We start from the raw sequence: 19,482 nt of genomic DNA on the forward strand, positions 1-19,482 counted from the left end.
TGACATTCCCAGAGAGGTCGGCTATATTAAATGAGGTGAGGCAAACGAAGCCCACACACTGAACCGAGACAAGATAATACTTTGAAAGAAAAAAGACGACCATTCCTCGTCAAAGAAATTCAACTAACGAGTTCTGGCGATAGAAAAGGAATTCGGAAGTAAAACAAAAATAACAGAGCTAAACAAACTTAACAAAACGGAGAGTTTGATCCTGGCTCAGGATGAACGCTGGCGGTATGCTTAACACATGCAAGTCGAACGAAATCTTCGGATTTAGTGGCGGACGGGTGAGTAACGCGTGAGAATTTGGCTTCAGGTCGGGGACAACAGTTGGAAACGACTGCTAATACCGGATGTGCCGGAAGGTGAAAGATTTATCGCCTGAAGATAAGCTCGCGTCTGATTAGCTAGTTGGTGGTGTAAGGGACTACCAAGGCGACGATCAGTAGCTGGTCTGAGAGGATGATCAGCCACACTGGGACTGAGACACGGCCCAGACTCCTACGGGAGGCAGCAGTGGGGAATTTTCCGCAATGGGCGAAAGCCTGACGGAGCAATACCGCGTGAGGGAGGAAGGCTCTTGGGTCGTAAACCTCTTTTCTCAAGGAAGAAAAAAATGACGGTACTTGAGGAATAAGCATCGGCTAACTCCGTGCCAGCAGCCGCGGTAATACGGAGGATGCAAGCGTTATCCGGAATGATTGGGCGTAAAGGGTCTGTAGGTGGTACTGAAAGTCTGCTGTTAAAGAGCAAGGCTCAACCTTGTAAAAGCAGTGGAAACTACAGAACTAGAGTGCGGTAGGGGCAAAAGGAATTCCTGGTGTAGCGGTGAAATGCGTAGATATCAGGAAGAACACCGGTGGCGAAAGCGTTTTGCTAGACCGCAACTGACACTGAGGGACGAAAGCTAGGGGAGCGAATGGGATTAGATACCCCAGTAGTCCTAGCCGTAAACGATGGATACTAGGCGTGGCTTGTATCGACCCGAGCCGTGCCGGAGCTAACGCGTTAAGTATCCCGCCTGGGGAGTACGCACGCAAGTGTGAAACTCAAAGGAATTGACGGGGGCCCGCACAAGCGGTGGAGTATGTGGTTTAATTCGATGCAACGCGAAGAACCTTACCAAGACTTGACATCCTGCGAATCCCGGTGAAAGCTGGGAGTGCCTTAGGGAGCGCAGAGACAGGTGGTGCATGGCTGTCGTCAGCTCGTGTCGTGAGATGTTGGGTTAAGTCCCGCAACGAGCGCAACCCTCGTTTTTAGTTGCCAGCATTAAGATGGGCACTCTAGAGAGACTGCCGGTGACAAACCGGAGGAAGGTGAGGATGACGTCAAGTCAGCATGCCCCTTACGTCTTGGGCTACACACGTACTACAATGCTACGGACAAAGGGCAGCTACACAGCGATGTGATGCAAATCCAAAAAACCGTAGCTCAGTTCAGATCGAAGGCTGCAACTCGCCTTCGTGAAGGAGGAATCGCTAGTAATTGCAGGTCAGCATACTGCAGTGAATTCGTTCCCGGGCCTTGTACACACCGCCCGTCACACCATGGAAGTTGGTCACGCCCGAAGTCATTACCCCAACCGTTTGGAGGGGGATGCCTAAGGTAGGACTGGTGACTGGGGTGAAGTCGTAACAAGGTAGCCGTACCGGAAGGTGTGGCTGGATCACCTCCTTTTTAGGGAGACCTACCCATTTAGATATCGAACACAATCAGTAATTAGATACTAAACTGGTCTACTCTAGGTCGGTCGAGAATCGGAAGTCTCTTTCAAAGTATTATTAAAGCTCTGGTCAAATTCAGCACCTGGGAAAAACCCAGACTGCTGGATGAAAGTCCAGTCAGAACCTTGAAAACTGCATAGTAACGCGAGGCAGTTCAGTAATCTAGTGCGAAAGCAACAGATAAACTGAAAGCAAAAAAACCAATGTAATGTTGTGGTCAAGCTAATAAGGGCTAATGGTGGATACCTAGGCACACAGAGGCGAAGAAGGACGTGGTTACCGACGAAATGTTCCGGGGAGTTGGAAGCAAACGGTGAGCCGGAAATATCCGAATGGGGCAACCCTATGTACTACCTGTTGAATATATAGACAGGAAAGAGCCAACCTGGCGAATTGAAACATCTTAGTAGCCAGAGGAAAAGAAATCAACTAGAGATTCCCCTAGTAGTGGTGAGCGAAAGGGGAAAAGCCTAAACCAAGAGGTTTACCTTTTGGGGTCGTGGGACAGCGATATCGAATCCAGAGACTAGACGAAGCAGCTAAATACTGCACCAGAGGAGGTGAAAGTCCTGTAGTCAAAAGTTAAAGGATAGTAGCTGCATCCCGAGTAGTACGGAGCACGTGAAATTCCGTATGAATCAGCGAGGACCATCTCGTAAGGCTAAATACTACTGTGTGACCGATAGCGAACAAGTACCGCGAGGGAAAGGTGAAAAGAACCCCGGAAGGGGAGTGAAATAGAACATGAAACCATTAGCTTACAAGCAGTGGGAGTCCGATTAAACGGATGACCGCGTGCCTGTTGAAGAATGAGCCGGCGACTTATAGGTACTGGTAGGTTAAAGCGAGAATGCTGGAGCCAAAGGGAAACCGAGTCTGAAGAGGGCGATAATCAGTATTTATAGACCCGAACCCTGGTGATCTAACCATGTCCAGGATGAAGCTTGGGTAACACCAAGTGGAGGTCCGAACCGACCGATGTTGAAAAATCGGCGGATGAGGTGTGGTTAGGGGTGAAATGCCAATCGAACCAGGAGCTAGCTGGTTCTCCCCGAAATGTGTTGAGGCGCAGCGGTAATGATTAAAGTCGGGGGGTAAAGCACTGTTTCGGTGCGGGCTGGGAGACCGGTACCAAATCGAGACAAACTCAGAATACCCGATGAACACATTGCCAGTGAGACGGTGGGGGATAAGCTTCATCGTCAAGAGGGAAACAGCCCAGACCACCAGCTAAGGTCCCCAAATCATCACTAAGTGATAAAGGAGGTGGGATTGCAGAGACAACTAGGAGGTTTGCCTAGAAGCAGCCACCCTTGAAAGAGTGCGTAATAGCTCACTAGTCAAGCGATCCTGCGCCGAAAATGAACGGGGCTAAGTGATGTACCGAAGCTGTGGGATTAACTAAACATTAATCGGTAGGGGAGCGTTCCGTCGTAGGTAGAAGCAGTAGCGGCGAGCAGCTGTGGACGAAACGGAAGTGAGAATGTCGGCTTGAGTAGCGCAAACATTGGTGAGAATCCAATGCCCCGAAACCCTAAGGGTTCCAGAGCCAGGTTCGTCCACTCTGGGTTAGTCGGGACCTAAGGCGAGGTCGAAAGGCGTAGTCGATGGACACAGGGTCAACAATCCCTGACTAAGATATGGGAGCATTGCTAGGGACGCATGAAAGATAGCCACACCCTGATTGGTTTGGGAGACGGTTACGACCGTTGCGTGGTGAATGTTAGTGCCAAGAAAAGCTAGTAATGTGATGAACATATGTTACCCGTACCCGAAACCGACACAGGTAGGGAGGTTGAGAATACCAAGGGGCGCGAGATAACTCTCTCTAAGGAACTCGGCAAAATGGCCCCGTAACTTCGGAAGAAGGGGTGCCCACGAGAGTGGGTCGCAGTGAAGAGATCCAGGCGACTGTTTACCAAAAACACAGGTCTCCGCTAACTCGAAAGAGGACGTATGGGGGCTGACGCCTGCCCAGTGCCGGAAGGTTAAGGAAGTTGGTCAGTGGTAACATGAAGCTGACGACCGAAGCCCCGGTGAACGGCGGCCGTAACTATAACGGTCCTAAGGTAGCGAAATTCCTTGTCGGGTAAGTTCCGACCCGCACGAAAGGCGTAACGATCTGGATGGTGTCTCAGAGAGAGACTCGGCGAAATAGGAATGTCTGTGAAGATACGGACTGCCTGCACCTGGACAGAAAGACCCTATGAAGCTTTACTGTAGCCTGGAATTGTGTTCGGGCTTCGCTTGCGCAGGATAGGTGGGAAGCGATGAACTTCTCCTTGTGGGGGGAAGGGAGCTAACGGTGAGATACCACTCTGGCGAAGCTAGAATTCTAACTCATCTCCGTGAGCCGGAGAGAGGACAGTTTCAGGTGGGCAGTTTGACTGGGGCGGTCGCCTCCTAAAAGGTAACGGAGGCGCGCAAAGGTTCTCTCAGCACGCTTGGAAACCGTGCGGCGAGTGTAAAGGCATTAAGAGAGCTTGACTGCAAGACCGACAAGTCGAGCAGGTACGAAAGTAGGCCTTAGTGATCCGACGGCGCAGCATGGAATGGCCGTCGCTCAACGGATAAAAGTTACTCTAGGGATAACAGGCTGATCTCCCCCAAGAGTCCACATCGACGGGGAGGTTTGGCACCTCGATGTCGGCTCATCGCAACCTGGGGCGGAAGTACGTCCCAAGGGTTGGGCTGTTCGCCCATTAAAGCGGTACGTGAGCTGGGTTCAGAACGTCGTGAGACAGTTCGGTCCATATCCGGTGCAGGCGTAAGAACATTGAGAGGAGTCCTCCTTAGTACGAGAGGACCGGGAGGAACGAACCGCTGGTGTACCAGTTATTGTACCAACAGTAGACGCTGGGTAGCCACGTTCGGAGCGGATAACCGCTGAAAGCATCTAAGTGGGAAGCCCACCTCAAGATGAGTGTTCTCACTACTTTAAGTAGGTAAGGTCACGGGCAGAACACCCGTTTATAGGCTCTATGTGGAAGTACAGTAATGTATGTAGCAGAGGGGTACTAATAGACCGAGGGCTTGACCTCAAACATCATTGGCATAATTCGCGTTACTTGCAGTCTTCAGGGTTTTGAACGATTATTGATAATTCTTTAATTTTCAATTATCAATTGTCAATTATCAATTTCCAACGGGTTTTCCTGGTGTCTATGGCGCGGTGGAACCACACTGATCCCTTCCCGAACTCAGAGGTGAAACGCTGTTGCGGCGACGATAGTTGAGGGGTTGCCCTCTGTCACAATAGCTCGATGCCAGGGCTAATATTTTACAAACACCTTCATTTGTATAATGAGGGTGTTTGTTTTTTCAGGGGCTAAGGTGCTGGGGCTATAGACGTTATTGGGATTATACGTTATATTTACTGATATCATTTATATTTATATTGACTAATAAATAATCTAACTCCATTGGATTAAAATCAGGAGATTATGGAGATAAACAAATATAGAAATTACCATTTAAGTGAAGTACCAGCAGTAATAATTAAACGCAGATGGACGCAGATAAACGCAGATGATTTTGTACTTCACTAGACTTGGAAATGCTATTTTAGAAATGTTATTTTTAACTCGATGCACTTGTATAAAACCGCAAAGCAAACCGCCAAAACCAAGTAGAAACAAAAAATAACACCACCGCTAAAAATACAGCACCCATAAACCAAGTTAACTGACTTTCACCTAACATTGCTTGCGCAGGAACTGTAGTTAAAAATGCAACTGGAACTACAAAGGTAAAGAAAACTCGATAAGCTGCGGGATAAGCTACAATCGGATATCTACCCGCTTCTAATAAACCTCTTAATACTTCAGTAACATTGTATATTTTCACAAACCATATACTGCTAGAACCTAGCATAAACCATAGGCTGTAAAGAATCACTAAACCGCAACCTAAAGGAAATATACTCAATAAATAATCATTTATTCCTAAACCCAGGCGTTTACCTGCATAACCAATGATGATACAACCAAAGATTAAATCTGGTAATCCCCAGGGTGATAGGGTGTGAGTTGAAAGCCAAAATTGACTGCGGATGGGTTTTAATAATACAAAGTCTAATGTCCCTTCTTGCACATGACGAACTATGCGGTTGAGGTTGGGAGCGAGGAATGTAGCTGAAAAACCTTGCAGGAGGGTGAAAATTCCTAAAACTATTAAAGCTGCATCCCAGGACCAGCCCGGAAAGGTGTAACCTGTGCGATAAAATAAGAATAAGCCAAAAATACTACCCGCAAGATTGCCTAAGCTGCTCAAGGTAGCTATGATGAAGTTGAGACGATACTCCATCTCTGCCGAAATGGCTGCGCTCCAAAAAAGTCTGATTACTTTCAGGTATCTTTGCATTTTTTTTGTTTAACTTCTTACCCACTGCATTTACAGCGATTTTCAGGTAAATGAACCACATTTTTTAATCTCACGCAAAGACGCAAAGGCGCAAAGGAAGAAAGGAAGATAACAAGAAGGATGTGGTACAAATACATGAAAACTGCTGTAAGATAACTTTATCTCAACTTCATACTGTTTTTTAATTTTGCTGATTGCATAAGGTTAAGATGTTAGATCCCAATTTTAGGGGGGAGCATCCCAATTTTGAAAAAATAACCGCAGCAACACCAAAAACTCTCTTAAACTCTCTTCCCTTTGTGTCCTTTGCGTTCTTTGCGGTTCATTCATATTAGGACTTTGTAGCAATTCAAAGATTACCAAAAAATCAAATTACACATTTGGGATGCTCCCCTTTTAGTATGAGTCTGATTTTATGCACGTTGTTTGATGGCAATTTTGCATTTAATCTCAGAAAATAGGGTCAATAAAGGTTAAAATCTCTTCCTGAGGAACTATAAAAGCTCTTATGGCTAAACTGTCTAACGAATTACAACGCTATTTTTTTGAAGAAGAACGTCCTGAAAAAGTAACTTTGGCAGATATTTTGTTATTAGCTGGGGAAAGAATTTTTGGGTTTTTGCTGGTTATTCTGTCTTTACCTTCTGCTTTACCCGTTCCCGCACCTGGTTACTCTGTTCCTTTTGGTATTCTAATTTTTATTTTGGCGGTACAGTTGGTTGCAGGTGCTAAAACTCCTTGGCTACCTCCTAAAATGCTAAACTATCAAATTCAACTTTCTACCGTTCAGGGGTTTCTGAAAGCGGGACTGCCTTGGTTGCGAAGAATTGAAGCGATCGCTCGTCCTCGTCTTTCTTATATTTGTACCACATTACCAGGTAGAGTAACTATTGGAGTGGCGATCTCTCTCATGGCTATTTCTATGATGATTCCCATCCCTGGTACTAATACTTTACCAGCTATGGGCATTTTTGTTACTGCTTTTGGTTTGTCTGAGGATGATGGTGCTATTAGTTTAGGTGGTTTGGTTCTGTGTTTGATGGGGGGAATTTTAACTACTTCTATTTTACTGGCTTTGGTTTGGGGTGGTTCTAGTTTATTGGATGTAATTAAAGCTTGGTTAGGTAGGTGACAGGTGACAGGTGACAGGTGACAGGTGATAGGTGACAGGTGACAGGTGACAGGTGACAGTAAGCAGGGGAAGTTGGGGAAGTTGGGGAAGTTGGGGAGGAAAAGATGTTTACTAATGACTAATAACTAATAACTAATGACTAATGAAAAATCGTTCTAATTATTGGTTACTTTTACCCTATATCCGCAAGCAATGGGAAATTATTGCTAAGGGATTTGTGGGTATTATAGGCTATGTTTTAGCGACTTTAACACTGATTAATCTTGCAGGTAAATTAGCGGTTCCCTTTGGACAGGGTAATGTAGTGGCGATCGCTCAATTAACGGGTGTTTGTGCTTTAGTATTTCTGGTGCGGGGTTTTTTTCAATCTGTTCAAGATTTATATATGGCTAAAGCAGCTTTAAGGGTTGCTTTTTATCTCCGTCAACAGGTTTACTCACACTTACAAAAACTCAATCTCAGTTATTTTGAAACTGCCAAAGCTGGTGATTTATCTTATAGGTTAACAGAAGATGTAGACAGGGTTGGCGAAGTTGTAAATAAGGTTTTTCATGATTTTGTTCCCTGTGTTTTACAACTAATTGCCATTCCCATTTACATGATTTATTTGAATTGGCAACTTACCTTAGCTACGGTAATTGTAGCGCCAATTATGGGAATTTTAATTGGTTGGTTTGGGGAACGTTTACGCAAATTTTCTCTCAAAAGTCAAAATCGCATTTCTGATTTATCAGCTATTTTAACAGAAGTTTTTAGTGGGATTCGTTTAATCCAAGCTTTTGCCGCAGAAAATTATGAAATTGCGAGATTTAGTCATGAAGCAGAAAGGACTTTAAAAGCTAAATATTCCGCCGAAAGATTAAAAGCAATTCAAATTCCCATTGTGGGTTTTTTAGAAGCTGTGAGTGCTTTATCTTTGTTGATGGTGGGAGCTTGGCAAATTTCCCAGAATAATTTAACAGTAGGTGAATTTTTCAGTTATTTAGCAGCAGCAGCTTTGTTAATTGATCCTATCGGTCATACTACTAATAACTATAATGAATTTAAACAAGGGGAGGCTTCTGTTGATCGGGTTTTTGAATTATTAGCTATTCAACCCACAGTATTAGAAAACCCCATTTCTATTACCCTTCCTAATGTCAATGGTAAAGTTGAATATCGTGATGTCAGTTTCGCTTATAAACCCGGTGAACTGGTATTAAATAATATTAGTTTATTAATCAATCCTGGAGAAGCTATTGCTTTGGTTGGTGCTTCCGGTGCGGGTAAAACTACATTTGTGAATTTATTACCAAGATTTTATGATCCTGAATCTGGGGATATTTTTATAGATGATGTCAATATTAAAGATGTGACATTAAATAGTTTGAGAAAACAAATTGGTATAGTTCCCCAAGAAACAATTATGTTTTCAGGAACTATCGCTCAAAATATTGCTTTTGGACAAGAAACCTTTGAAATGAAAGCAGTAGAAGAAGCGGCAAAAATCGCTAATGCTCATCAATTTATTATGCAACTACCCGAAGGTTATCAAACTTGGGTAGGTGAAAGAGGTGTAAACTTATCAGGAGGACAAAGACAGAGAATAGCGATCGCCCGTGCTGTACTCTTAAATCCGCAAATTTTGATACTGGATGAAGCGACATCAGCCTTAGATTCCGAGTCAGAAGCCTTAGTACAGGAGGCTTTAGAAAGATTAATGTCAAATCGCACGGTGTTAATTATTGCCCATAGATTATCAACAGTGAGAAAATGCGATCGCATATTAGTCTTAGAAAAAGGGCAAATTGTCGAATCAGGAAATCATGAAGAATTGTTAACATTAGAAGGAAGATATGCGCGGTTTTATGCACAACAATTTAGTTAAGTTTACTTGATTTTCACTAGATTGAACCCGATCCAAAGCTTGATATCCATGAGAATACAAGCCTTGGGTGCAAATGTTCCCTATCAATTTTTGTTGATGTTACCTTATGCGATCGTAAGTAAGTCAGCAGGAAAAAACCAAGGTATGTAACAAAATGTAAAATGGCTAAAAACCTCTTCCCTCCTGCCTTATGTCTCCTTCTTCCTGCCTTGCCATAACGACAATTTTTAATGCCTACCTACTTAATTTTGGCATTAGTCATGAAGAAGAGGTGACAGGTGACAGGTGACAGGTGACAGTAAAAAGGCAAGAGGCAACAGGGAACAGGACGGAAAATAGGGAAAAATAAAATTGATTACCCAGTCACCAATCACCAATCACAGTTACCTAGCTTACCAAACTAACACTGTTGACAGTAGCTAACATGACAACAGTACATGGAAACTATATATTACCTTGATAGAGTAAGACTGCAAACTTTTTCAACATAAACACCCCATACTAGATATAATTTCCTATAAGTTGAAAAAACTCTTAAGATTAGCGTAGCAATTACGCCTGTCTAAAACTGATTAGCTGACAAACACATTAGGAGGACTATCTATGGCGCTTGTACCTATGCGGCTACTTTTGGATCACGCTGCTGAAAACGGTTACGGGATCCCTGCGTTTAACGTTAACAACTTAGAGCAGATTCAAGCAATCATGAAAGCTGCCGATGAAACAGATAGCCCTGTAATTTTACAAGCTTCTCGCGGCGCTCGTAACTACGCTGGTGAAAACTTTCTGCGCCACCTGATTTTGGCTGCGGTAGAAACCTATCCTCATATTCCCATTGTCATGCACCAAGATCATGGTAATGCTCCTTCTACCTGCTATTCAGCTATCAAGAACAACTTCACCAGCGTGATGATGGATGGTTCTTTAGAAGCTGATGCTAAGACTCCTGCCAGCTTTGAATATAACGTTGCTGTCACCAAAGAAGTTGTCAATGTTGCTCACTCTTTGGGTGTGAGCGTAGAAGGCGAGTTAGGTTGTTTAGGTTCTTTGGAAACCGGTGCTGGTGAAGCTGAAGATGGCCACGGTTTTGAAGGTACTCTGGATCATTCTCAATTGTTAACCGATCCTGATCAAGCAGTTGAGTTTGTAGAAGCTACCCAAGTAGACGCTTTGGCTGTTGCTATCGGTACTAGCCACGGTGCTTATAAATTTACCCGTAAACCCACTGGTGAAATTTTAGCGATCAGCCGCATTGAAGAAATTCACCGCCGCTTACCTAACACCCACTTGGTAATGCACGGTTCTTCTTCTGTACCTGAAGATTTAATTGCATTGATCAACGAGTTTGGTGGTGCTATTCCTGAAACCTACGGTGTACCTGTTGAAGAAATCCAAAAAGGTATCAAGAGTGGTGTTCGTAAGGTAAATATTGACACTGATAACCGTTTGGCTATCACTGCGGCTGTACGTGAAGCTTTGGCTAAAGGTCCCAAGGAATTTGATCCTCGTCATTTCTTGAAGCCTTCGATTAAGTATATGCAAAAAGTTTGTGCTGACCGTTATCAACAGTTTGGTACTGCTGGTAATGCAAGCAAGATCAAACAAGTTTCTTTAGAAGAGTTTGCTGCTAAATACGCTAAAGGCGAATTAGTAATGAAAGCTGCTGCGAAAGTTTAATTTCTAATTTTTTGAATTTTTCTCAGCAATCAATAGGTTCTAGCTAGGCTATACCCATATATAAATAAACCGGGGGCGTTTATGTTTCCCGGTTTTTTATGATCATAGATACCCAACTTCTTTGAGAAGTCGGGGATCTAATTTGCTAAAAGACTCGATGCTGTAAAGATGGCATTTGACGGCGCACTTGTTCTAATCTGGTGGGTTTAATTTCGGCGATCGCCACTCCTGGTTTATCCCCCGCATCAGCTAAAATTACACCCCAAGGATCAATAATCATGGCGTGTCCGTGGGTTTGACGACGGGCATAGTTAGTACCAGTTTGAGCAGGTGCAATGACATAACAAGTATTTTCAATTGCCCTGGCTTGTAATAATACTTGCCAGTGGTCTTTCCCTGTAAAAGCTGTGAAAGCCGCAGGAACAAACACAACATCGACTTCCTTATCTGCTAAATGCCGATATAATTCTGGAAAGCGGACATCATAACAAATAGAAAGTCCAATATTACCCAAGTTTTCCGAAAAATAGATTGGGGGTAATTCCTTACCAGCCATAACAGTGCTAGATTCTTGATAGGTATTACCATCAGGGACATTGACATCAAATAAATGTGCCTTGTGGTAGCGAGCAAGCTCTTGACCATTAGGATCAATAAGTAAAGCCGTATTGTAAACTTTACCTGTGCTATTTACAGGTACAGGAAAGCCGCCGCCCAGGATAGTAACTTGAAAGCGTTGCGCCATTTTCAAGAGAAATGTTTCTGTTTCTTGAGAAATGACATCTGCTTGGGCAAGTTTATCCTTTTCTTCCCCCATAAAAGAGAAATTCTCTGGCAAACCTACCAACTCAGCACCCTGACGGACAGCTAGATCAATAAATTCTTCTGCTTGTGCCAAATTTTTCTCTAGATCAGGCACACTGGTCATTTGAATAGCGGCGGCTAAATAAGACTTCATAAATTCAACAACAAACAGTGGATGACGGGATAGATTTTCAAATATAGCCGTAGACAGAGTAGTTAGGACATCAATGAATCATGAAACTCTCACCCCAACGGGAGCATCCCAAATGTGTAAGTTTGTTTTTATCCGATGACCTAAGGCTTGAAAGAAACGAACCACGTTCGCGAAGCGTCCCGTAGGGATAGACGCGAAGAGCGCGAAGGAAGAAGAACAAAGAGATTTTGCCGATGATAATTTTGTCTTTTTGCAAAATTGGGATGCTCCCCACCCCAACAGGGTTTTACTCCTGACTCCTGACTCCTGACTCCTGACTCCTGACTCCTGCTATAACCTGAAGTTGTATATATTACAAGCTAACCTATAAATAACTGAGCTAGTACAGTAATGTTAACTATATTTAAAGTTAATTTGATACTGCTAACTTTGGTAAGTTATTTAATAATTTTGCTGACGGTTAATCCAAATACCCCTTAAACCAGCCTTTCTCGCGCCATGATAGTCATCTGTAATGCTGTCGCCAATGTGCCATGCTTCTTCTGGTGAACAGTTATGACTTTGCAAAGCTATGTTAAAAATTTCCGGATCTGGTTTAGCTGTACGTACTTGGGTAGAAATGGTAATGGATTTAAAATAGTCTCTGAGTCCTAAGCTTTGTAATACTGAGTATAACCGAGAATCAAAGTTAGATAAAACACCCAACTCAACTCCCAACCGTCGCCAGTTTACTAAAGCTAGGGGTACATCTGGATAAACAAACCAAGGTTCAGCAGTACCAAAGTGTATATAAAGTTCGCTAAAAAAAGCGGAAAAATCAGAAAATTCCCTGACTACCCCTGCACCTTCAAAGGTATTGAGGGCGATGATCCGCCACCAGTCAAATTCTCGCTGGGCGATATCTTTAATATCTGGATCAAGAAATATGGGTGGTGGTGCTGCTTTAAAGCTTTTGAAAAATTCTTTATTTAAAATTTCTGGGGCAACTGTAACGCCAAATTCCTGGGCTATTTGACTATAAATTGCCCCTACACTACCTTTAACACCAAATAGTGTACCGACAGCATCTAAAAAAATAACTTTTGGTTTTTTCATAAGAAGTTCAGGTGACAGGTGACAGGTGACAGGTGACAGTAAGAAGGCAAGAGGCAAGAGGCAAAAGGGAAGAGTTTATTCTTACCAATCACCAATCACCAATTACCAATTACCAATTACCAATTACCGATTACCTATTTTACTGAGAAAGTGTTTTAATGATCGGACTAACTAACCAATTAAACCCGACTTTTAACTGATGTTCTAAGGTTGGTAATCTGTATAAATAAGCTAACCGACGGGCGATGTATGCCAAAGAACCATCTAGTTTCACACCTAAACCTGTGAGGGTGGCGTTGTCTATTCCCAAGGCCATCATTTCCCCTAGTTGTTGATAGCGGAAGGGAAGTAAAGGACGATTTGTTAAAGATGCCCAAATGTTCCATGCTGTATAATCTGCTTGTTGAAATGCTACTTGGGCGGTTGCAGGTACTTGTTTTTCTTCTGCATCTTTACAGTCTGCTAAGTCTCCTAAAGCGAAAATTTCGGGATGTTCTAAGACTTGTAATGTGGTTGTAGTGGTGATTTGTCCGCGTTGGTTTTGCTTGAGGGGTAGATTTTTTACCACTGGGGAAACTCTTGTACCTACTGTCCAAATTACCAAATCTACAGGAATTTCATCTGTTTGATTTTTATACTCCAGGGAAATGGTATTTTCTCCTATTGATAATACTTTGGTTTCTAAATCTATAAACACGCATCTAGCATCTAAGGCTTTTTTGGCAGCTTCGCGGTTAAATTCTGGGGAATTTCTTAAAATTTGATCACCTATTTCAATCAGGCGAAATCTGCCTTTTTCTCCTAGTCTATCTGCTAGTTTACAAGCTAATTCTACGCCACTGTAACCACCGCCAACTATGGCAACACGAATTTTTTCAGGATTTGATGCTTCTAAAATTCTGAGGCGTTCTTCTAGGTGATAAGCATCCGTGATGGTACGGAAGGGGTAAGCATGGTTTACTGCACCGGGTACTAAGTCTAGGGGTGTTTCGCCACCTAATGCTAATACTAAGCGATCGTAGTCGATTTTTTGCCCATCTTGCAATTGTACCTGTTGTTTGTCGGTGTCGATTTCTGAGACGGTGGCTTGATGAAAACGTACTCCTGTACCTTGTAGCAGTTCTTGGTATGGTGGAGCTATTTCCCAGGTTTGTAGTTCGCTGGTGAGGAGTTCGTAAAGTAGGGGAGAAAATAGAAAGCGATCGCTCTGATCTACTAAGATTATCTCAGGTTTTGGTGTATTTTCCCACGGTAACTGGCTTAAACGTAAGGCGGTGTAAAGACCTCCAAAGCCTCCACCTAGTATACAGATTTTTGTAGTTGTTTTTGTAGTTGTTTGTGTCATGGTTTTGATCGAAGGCTAAATTCTAGCAGGTTGATTTATTTTTAGTGTTATTCTTAGTGTAATGATTTATTGTGATATGGACTTGAATCAGATACGCAATTTATATCAAAAGCCATAAGGTAAAAGACTTTTCACACTGTCACCTGTCACCTGTCACCTATCACCTGTCACCTGTCACCTGCTATATTACGTTCTCTTGCCATTAGCCTACAATGTTTGAGAAAATTATTGAATTTTGAGTGAACCTTGATATTTTTACCAGTTAAGGTGTGATTATTTTTGTGTGGTCATTAATAAATTTGTATTGTCTTCTAGTCTTCCATCTTCCATATGAATAACACGATCAGCTATGTCTAAAATTCGATCATCATGGGTAACAAGTAAAATAGTACAATGTTGTTCTTTGGCTAAAGTTTGCATTAAATTAACTACATCTCTACCTGTTTTTTTGTCTAATGCTGCTGTGGGTTCATCGGCTAAAACTATGCTAGGATGACTGACTAATGCACGTGCGATCGCTACTCTTTGTTTTTGTCCTCCAGATAAATTATCAGGATAATAGTTTATTCTTTCACTTAAACCCACTTCTTTTAGTATAGCTTCTGATTTGGAGATCGCTTGTTTTTTACTAATATTTTCATGAAGTTCTATGGACATTTGTACATTTTCTCTTGCTGTTAAAAAAGGCAATAAATTATGTGCCTGAAAAATATAACCAATATGACGACGTATTTGTACTAATTGCTCTTCACTTGCCCCATATAATTCTTGATTTAATTCTTGTAAACTACCATTTTGTACTGAGCGTAAAGCACCAATTAAAGAAAGTAAAGTTGTTTTTCCTGAACCAGAAGGACCTGTCAAAATCACAATTTCACCAGCTTTAATTTCTAAATTAATATCAAATAATACTTGTTTTCTTAATTCTTTATCACCGTAAAAATGGTTTAAATTTTCAATCTTTATACTTGGGTTTATCATTAGTTAAATCTCCTAAATAACTATCAAATAACTCTTAAAAAATATCAGCAGGATCGGCAGATTTTAGTTTAGCAACGGCGGTTGCACCGGAAATAAAACACATTAACATTGTGGCGATGAAGACAAATATTCCTCTTTCCCAAGTCATAACTACAGGTAAAAGAGTAGCTGCTTTTGTAAAATGATATTGAATTATGGCAATTAAAAAGCCGGGAATGTAACCTAAAATAGCAATTAAAAAAGCCTGTTGTAATACCATTGATAGGAGGTATTTATTACGATAACCAATGGCTTTTAATGTAGCATATTGAGGTAAATGTTCAGAAACATTAGAATAAAGAATCTGATAAACAACGACAATTCCCACAATAATTCCTAATGCAACTCCTAAGTTAAAAATAAAGCCAATTGCCGTGCTAGTTTGCCAATAATTTTTTTCAAATTCAATAAGTTCTTGTTTACTTAAACTTTTTACATCTTTGGGTAAATACTGTTTAAGTTTTTTGCCAAAATCTTCTACATTAGCATCAGGTTTTAATTTAATAACACCAATATCTATTATGCCTTTTTTACGATTAGAAAAAATCCTTTGAAAATTCAAATGACTGGTGATTAAATTACCATCTGAACCAAAAGATGTACCTAATTGAAATAAACCAGCTACGGTGATTTTCCGATTATTTCCACTAGCTGTTATTTCAGTAATTACTGTTTTTTGTTTTTTAAATTCAGCAACAATTGGACCAAATTCACTTCTTGAACCTTGATCAAATAAGACTTGATCTGGTATTTTTAATTTATCTATATTTTCATTAACACCTGGGAAATCAAAAATTTGATGTCTAATATCAAACCCAATGACAAAAATATTCCGCCAATTATTTCTAGTTTGGGGATTTTTCCATTGGCCAAAACCCAAATAAATTGGGTTAACAAAATCTACTTCTGGAAAAGCTAAAGTTTGAGTTAAACGACGTTCTGGAAAACTTTCCATAGCAATTAAAGCGGTACTACGAGGACTAATTAAAAAATAATCTCCATTTAATGCTTGGTGTAAATGAACAGCACTATCAAATAAAGCATCACGAATACCTAACTGCATAAAAACAATAACTACGGCAAAAATTACGCCTGAAAGGGCGACAATTAATCTAATTTTTTGATATCTTAGTTGTAACCAAGCTGTGGGTAATTTGTTAAACATGGCCGATTTTATGAGTGATAATTGAGATATTAATTTTTCAAAGTATTCGTTTTCAAAGTATTGGGCGAATATAATTCGCTACTACACAGGCAAAGTCCACCTGCGTGGACTAATGAAAAACTAATAAATTCTAACCTGCGTAGGCAGGTTTTATTTGTGTAGACGCGATTTCTAATCGCTACTTAGACTAATCGCTTTACAAATATCCTCTCAGGTATTAATTATTAGGTTTGTCAGGATTAATGATGACATTAACTTGTAAATTAGTCAATCGAGAAACTTTGATACTGTCTGGGGGATTTAATTTAATTTTTACTTCCACAACTCTAGCATCTGCATCTGCTACGGGATCTGTTCCTAATACATTTTTGCTACTAATTTCCAAGCCAATTTCATCCACAATTCCCGTTAATTCTTCAACAACACTATCAGCTTTTATGGTGGCAATTTGTCCTAATTTTACTTGATGAATATCGGTTTCATATATTTCTGCGTTCACGTACATTTGTTGTGTATTACCAATATCAACAATGCCTTTATTACTAATAAGTTCACCTGGCCAAGTATGAATTTTAATAATTTGCCCATTTTGAGGGGAACGAACATAGGATAAATCTAAATTAGCTTGAGCAGTTTTGACGGCTTTTTGTGCAGCTTCTAATTGTGTAGTTGCTAAAATTACATCTGTAGGTCTGACTTCTGATACTGCGGCTAAAGTTGCTTTTTCTTGATTAATTTGACCACTAACTGTGGTAATTGTGCGATTAAGATTGGCAGTAGCTTGATTAATTTGTTCTTGTTTAGTGGTAATAATTTGATTTAAGGTTGATTTTGCTTCTTTTAGCTGATTTTCTTTGATTTCTTTTTGCAGACAAATGTTATCTTTTTGAGAAGCGGAAACAGCACCATCTGTATATAATTTATCATAGCGATTACATTCTGTTTGGGCATTTTTTAATTCAGATTCAATTCTTTGAATGACAGCTTTTTGAGTATTTTTTTGCCCTTCTAAATCGTATTTTAAATTAGCAATGGTGGCTTTTTGGGTGGCAATTTGTCCTTGTAATTCGGCTTGAGTTTCTTGAAATTTAGATTTTTGAGCGGAAATTTCGCCTTGTTTTGCACCAGCTTTTACTTGTTGTACCCTTGCATTGGCAACTTTAACGTTTGTTTTAGCTTCTTCTAAAAGTGCAGTCAGGCGATCTTTATTATCAAGAATTGCAATGATTTGTCCAGCTTTTACTTGTTCTCCACGTTTAACAAAAAGTTTTTTAACCCTTGCACCTTCCATAAAAGCGGGGGCTGATATTTGGATGACTTCTCCTTGGGGTTCTAAATATCCTAAAGCTGCTATTGCTTGAGGAAGATTTTGATTTTGTGAAGAAGTTGGTAAAGATGTTTGAGTAGGTAACTGTTTTTTAACTATAGAGTAGGCGATCGCCATCACAAATCCTAAACTGACTATAGCAATAATTAAGGTAGTTGTACCGCTCTTTTTGAACGTATTGAATAGTTGTAAATTCATATTTTCTCACGTTTTTAATTGCGTTATTATCTTAATATACCTTTAAGTTGTATTTTAATATTGAGAAATTTATGAACTTGTCTAGCGCATAAATAACCACTGATAATAGTTCCTCCAAACCCATGTCCTGGATAAGTCCAAGCTGAGGCAAAATAAAGCCCCGGAATAGGAGATTTATTAGGTAGTCTAAATAATCCCACTTGACTAGGTATAGCTGCAAATCCGTAGGGTGTACCTTGAGGATTCAATGTATATCTTTGAATAGTTTTTGATGTTGCTACTTCATAATGTTCTACCTCTTCACTAATACCCGGAATCTCTTTTTCTAAGCGTTCTAAAGCTATTTGAGCAATTGATTCTTTCTTTTTCTTGTATTCTTGTAAGCTAAGTCCTTCCCAATCTGATAAATGATCAACTAATAAAAAAGATCCGGTACTTTTACCAGAAGGAGCAAGTCCTGAATCAATTTGACTATAATCCACAAAAGTAAAGATTCGCTTCTCATATTCGGCTGTATTATTAATATTCATATCATCTAAACTATGAATATCATCATCAAACCTAAACATAGAATAGTTTAAGTTGCCAAGTTGAGCAATTTCCTTTTTAAAACCTAAGTAAATAGCAATAAATGTACAACCAGCTACACAGTTTTTAATCTGCTTTTGTAAAAGATTATTTTCTGGAGCAGGAAGTAAATTTACAATATTAGGAATAGCTGCATTAGCTATAATAGTTTGAGCGAAAAATTGTTTAACTGTTTTCTTGGGTTTACTCTCGCACTCAATCCCGATAACTTTTCCTTTATTTGTCATTATTTTGGTTACTAGATGAGATAATAATATCTCCCCGTTATGCTCTTTAATTACAGAAGCTAAATAATTAGATAAAACTTGAGATCCACCTTTGATAAACCAAGATCCCTGAAAATAACTAGATTGTGCAAGAGAGTAAAATACGAGAGACAATGTGTACGGATTGGTATGGTAATAATACATATTTCCACAAAGTAATAATTTTAATTCTTGATCTTTGATAATTGAATCTAAAAAATTACCCAAACTTTGCTTAATTGCCAAAGTCAAATTAGGGTAAAGAAAAGGAAAGACAGGCATTAATAAAAGTCGTTGCCAATGTTCTTCTGGTAATCTAGTTACTTCTTCAGTAATGGCATTTATTTTCTGAAAAAATTTTCTGATACCTTTTTTCTCGTGGGGAAATTTTTGGCATAATTTCGCAATTGCTAATTCTGCATTAGCAGGAATTGTAAAATCAAGGCGATTATTTTTAAAGCGGTAAAATTCATCTATTTTAATAAATTCAACATGATCAAATACTCCTAATTCTGCAAATATTTTTTTCTTGGGATCTTTGTCATGTAGCCCATCAAGTTGATGTAATCCTACCTCAAAGGTGAAATCTTTGCGCTTAAAAATAGTAGCACATCCACCGACCACATAATGTTGTTCGACTAGCAAAACTTTTCTCCCTTCTTTTGCAAGTTTTGCACCCGCAGTTAAGCCTCCTAATCCTGCTCCGATGATAATAACATCGTAATTATTGTTAATTGAAGGTTCTATTTGTTGTTGATTTTGTGGGTTCATTTTTG

General features: G+C 40.3%; 11 protein-coding genes, 3 rRNA genes and 1 pseudogene. 7 read left to right on the forward strand and 8 right to left on the reverse strand.

What is annotated here, in order from left to right; translation table 11 throughout:
- Positions 1 to 193: 193 nt before the first annotated feature.
- From K2F26_RS06930 to rrf, 3 genes are all read left to right on the forward strand, one after another.
- Positions 194 to 1,680, forward strand: a 16S ribosomal RNA gene (locus tag K2F26_RS06930).
- 262 nt (positions 1,681 to 1,942) lie between these two features.
- Positions 1,943 to 4,768, forward strand: a 23S ribosomal RNA gene (locus K2F26_RS06935).
- A 113-nt stretch (positions 4,769 to 4,881) separates the two neighbouring features.
- Positions 4,882 to 4,999: ribosomal RNA gene (gene rrf / locus K2F26_RS06940) — 5S ribosomal RNA — on the forward strand.
- The 16S, 23S and 5S rRNA genes sit together here, the layout of an rRNA operon.
- A gap of 307 nt (positions 5,000 to 5,306) precedes the next feature.
- Here the strand turns inward: rrf and K2F26_RS06945 are convergent.
- Positions 5,307 to 6,089, reverse strand: a complete 783-nt coding sequence (locus K2F26_RS06945; RefSeq protein WP_220610886.1) for an ABC transporter permease — start codon at positions 6,087 to 6,089, stop codon at positions 5,307 to 5,309.
- Between the two features lie 508 nt (positions 6,090 to 6,597).
- Between K2F26_RS06945 and K2F26_RS06950 the strand changes: the two genes are divergently transcribed.
- From K2F26_RS06950 to fba, 4 genes and pseudogenes are all read left to right on the forward strand, one after another.
- Complete coding sequence (locus tag K2F26_RS06950) at positions 6,598 to 7,221, forward strand: exopolysaccharide biosynthesis protein (RefSeq protein WP_220610887.1); 624 nt, start codon at positions 6,598 to 6,600, stop codon at positions 7,219 to 7,221.
- 142 nt (positions 7,222 to 7,363) lie between these two features.
- Positions 7,364 to 9,088 (forward strand): ABC transporter ATP-binding protein, encoded by a 1,725-nt coding sequence (locus tag K2F26_RS06955; protein ID WP_220610888.1) that lies wholly within the window; start codon positions 7,364 to 7,366, stop codon positions 9,086 to 9,088.
- 6 nt (positions 9,089 to 9,094) lie between these two features.
- Positions 9,095 to 9,202: pseudogene (locus tag K2F26_RS25415) on the forward strand (ABC transporter permease); the annotation flags it as partial.
- Positions 9,203 to 9,691: 489 nt separating this feature from the next.
- Entirely contained in the window at positions 9,692 to 10,765 is a 1,074-nt protein-coding gene (gene fba / locus K2F26_RS06960; RefSeq protein WP_096567579.1) for a class II fructose-bisphosphate aldolase, read from the forward strand.
- A gap of 145 nt (positions 10,766 to 10,910) precedes the next feature.
- Here the strand turns inward: fba and K2F26_RS06965 are convergent, their stop codons facing one another.
- The 7 genes from K2F26_RS06965 to K2F26_RS06995 all read right to left on the reverse strand — a co-directional run bounded on the left by K2F26_RS06965 (position 10,911) and on the right by K2F26_RS06995 (position 19,477).
- Positions 10,911 to 11,723, reverse strand: coding sequence for a carbon-nitrogen hydrolase family protein (locus tag K2F26_RS06965; RefSeq protein WP_194057775.1), 813 nt, complete (start codon positions 11,721 to 11,723; stop codon positions 10,911 to 10,913).
- Positions 11,724 to 12,164: 441 nt separating this feature from the next.
- A complete protein-coding gene (locus tag K2F26_RS06970) occupies positions 12,165 to 12,818 on the reverse strand; it encodes an HAD-IA family hydrolase (protein WP_220610889.1) in 654 nt (217 codons plus the stop codon).
- Between the two features lie 139 nt (positions 12,819 to 12,957).
- Positions 12,958 to 14,163, reverse strand: a complete 1,206-nt coding sequence (locus K2F26_RS06975; RefSeq protein WP_220610890.1) for an NAD(P)/FAD-dependent oxidoreductase — start codon at positions 14,161 to 14,163, stop codon at positions 12,958 to 12,960.
- A 273-nt stretch (positions 14,164 to 14,436) separates the two neighbouring features.
- A complete protein-coding gene (locus tag K2F26_RS06980) occupies positions 14,437 to 15,144 on the reverse strand; it encodes a DevA family ABC transporter ATP-binding protein (RefSeq protein ID WP_220610891.1) in 708 nt (235 codons plus the stop codon).
- 34 nt (positions 15,145 to 15,178) lie between these two features.
- Positions 15,179 to 16,348, reverse strand: coding sequence for an ABC transporter permease DevC (devC, locus tag K2F26_RS06985; RefSeq protein WP_220610892.1), 1,170 nt, complete (start codon positions 16,346 to 16,348; stop codon positions 15,179 to 15,181).
- A gap of 217 nt (positions 16,349 to 16,565) precedes the next feature.
- Complete coding sequence (locus K2F26_RS06990) at positions 16,566 to 17,873, reverse strand: ABC exporter membrane fusion protein (RefSeq protein ID WP_220610893.1); 1,308 nt, start codon at positions 17,871 to 17,873, stop codon at positions 16,566 to 16,568.
- A gap of 26 nt (positions 17,874 to 17,899) precedes the next feature.
- The gene (locus tag K2F26_RS06995; RefSeq protein ID WP_220610894.1) at positions 17,900 to 19,477 is read right to left on the reverse strand and encodes a phytoene desaturase family protein; all 1,578 of its coding nucleotides are present in this window, start codon (positions 19,475 to 19,477) and stop codon (positions 17,900 to 17,902) included.
- Between the last annotated feature and the right edge of the window lie 5 nt (positions 19,478 to 19,482).

Source organism: Sphaerospermopsis torques-reginae ITEP-024 (assembly GCF_019598945.1).
In the GTDB taxonomy this organism is placed as follows: domain Bacteria; phylum Cyanobacteriota; class Cyanobacteriia; order Cyanobacteriales; family Nostocaceae; genus Sphaerospermopsis.

What these genes read in the sequence shown, in the direction of transcription:
- K2F26_RS06945 (WP_220610886.1), bottom strand. Translation starts at nt 6,089, where the DNA reads ATGCAAAGATACCTGAAAGTAATCAGACTTTTTTGGAGCGCAGCCATT.
- K2F26_RS06950 (WP_220610887.1), top strand. Translation starts at nt 6,598, where the DNA reads ATGGCTAAACTGTCTAACGAATTACAACGCTATTTTTTTGAAGAAGAA.
- K2F26_RS06955 (WP_220610888.1), top strand. Translation starts at nt 7,364, where the DNA reads ATGAAAAATCGTTCTAATTATTGGTTACTTTTACCCTATATCCGCAAG.
- fba (WP_096567579.1), top strand. Translation starts at nt 9,692, where the DNA reads ATGGCGCTTGTACCTATGCGGCTACTTTTGGATCACGCTGCTGAAAAC.
- K2F26_RS06965 (WP_194057775.1), bottom strand. Translation starts at nt 11,723, where the DNA reads ATGAAGTCTTATTTAGCCGCCGCTATTCAAATGACCAGTGTGCCTGAT.
- K2F26_RS06970 (WP_220610889.1), bottom strand. Translation starts at nt 12,818, where the DNA reads ATGAAAAAACCAAAAGTTATTTTTTTAGATGCTGTCGGTACACTATTT.
- K2F26_RS06975 (WP_220610890.1), bottom strand. Translation starts at nt 14,163, where the DNA reads ATGACACAAACAACTACAAAAACAACTACAAAAATCTGTATACTAGGT.
- K2F26_RS06980 (WP_220610891.1), bottom strand. Translation starts at nt 15,144, where the DNA reads ATGATAAACCCAAGTATAAAGATTGAAAATTTAAACCATTTTTACGGT.
- devC (WP_220610892.1), bottom strand. Translation starts at nt 16,348, where the DNA reads ATGTTTAACAAATTACCCACAGCTTGGTTACAACTAAGATATCAAAAA.
- K2F26_RS06990 (WP_220610893.1), bottom strand. Translation starts at nt 17,873, where the DNA reads ATGAATTTACAACTATTCAATACGTTCAAAAAGAGCGGTACAACTACC.
- K2F26_RS06995 (WP_220610894.1), bottom strand. Translation starts at nt 19,477, where the DNA reads ATGAACCCACAAAATCAACAACAAATAGAACCTTCAATTAACAATAAT.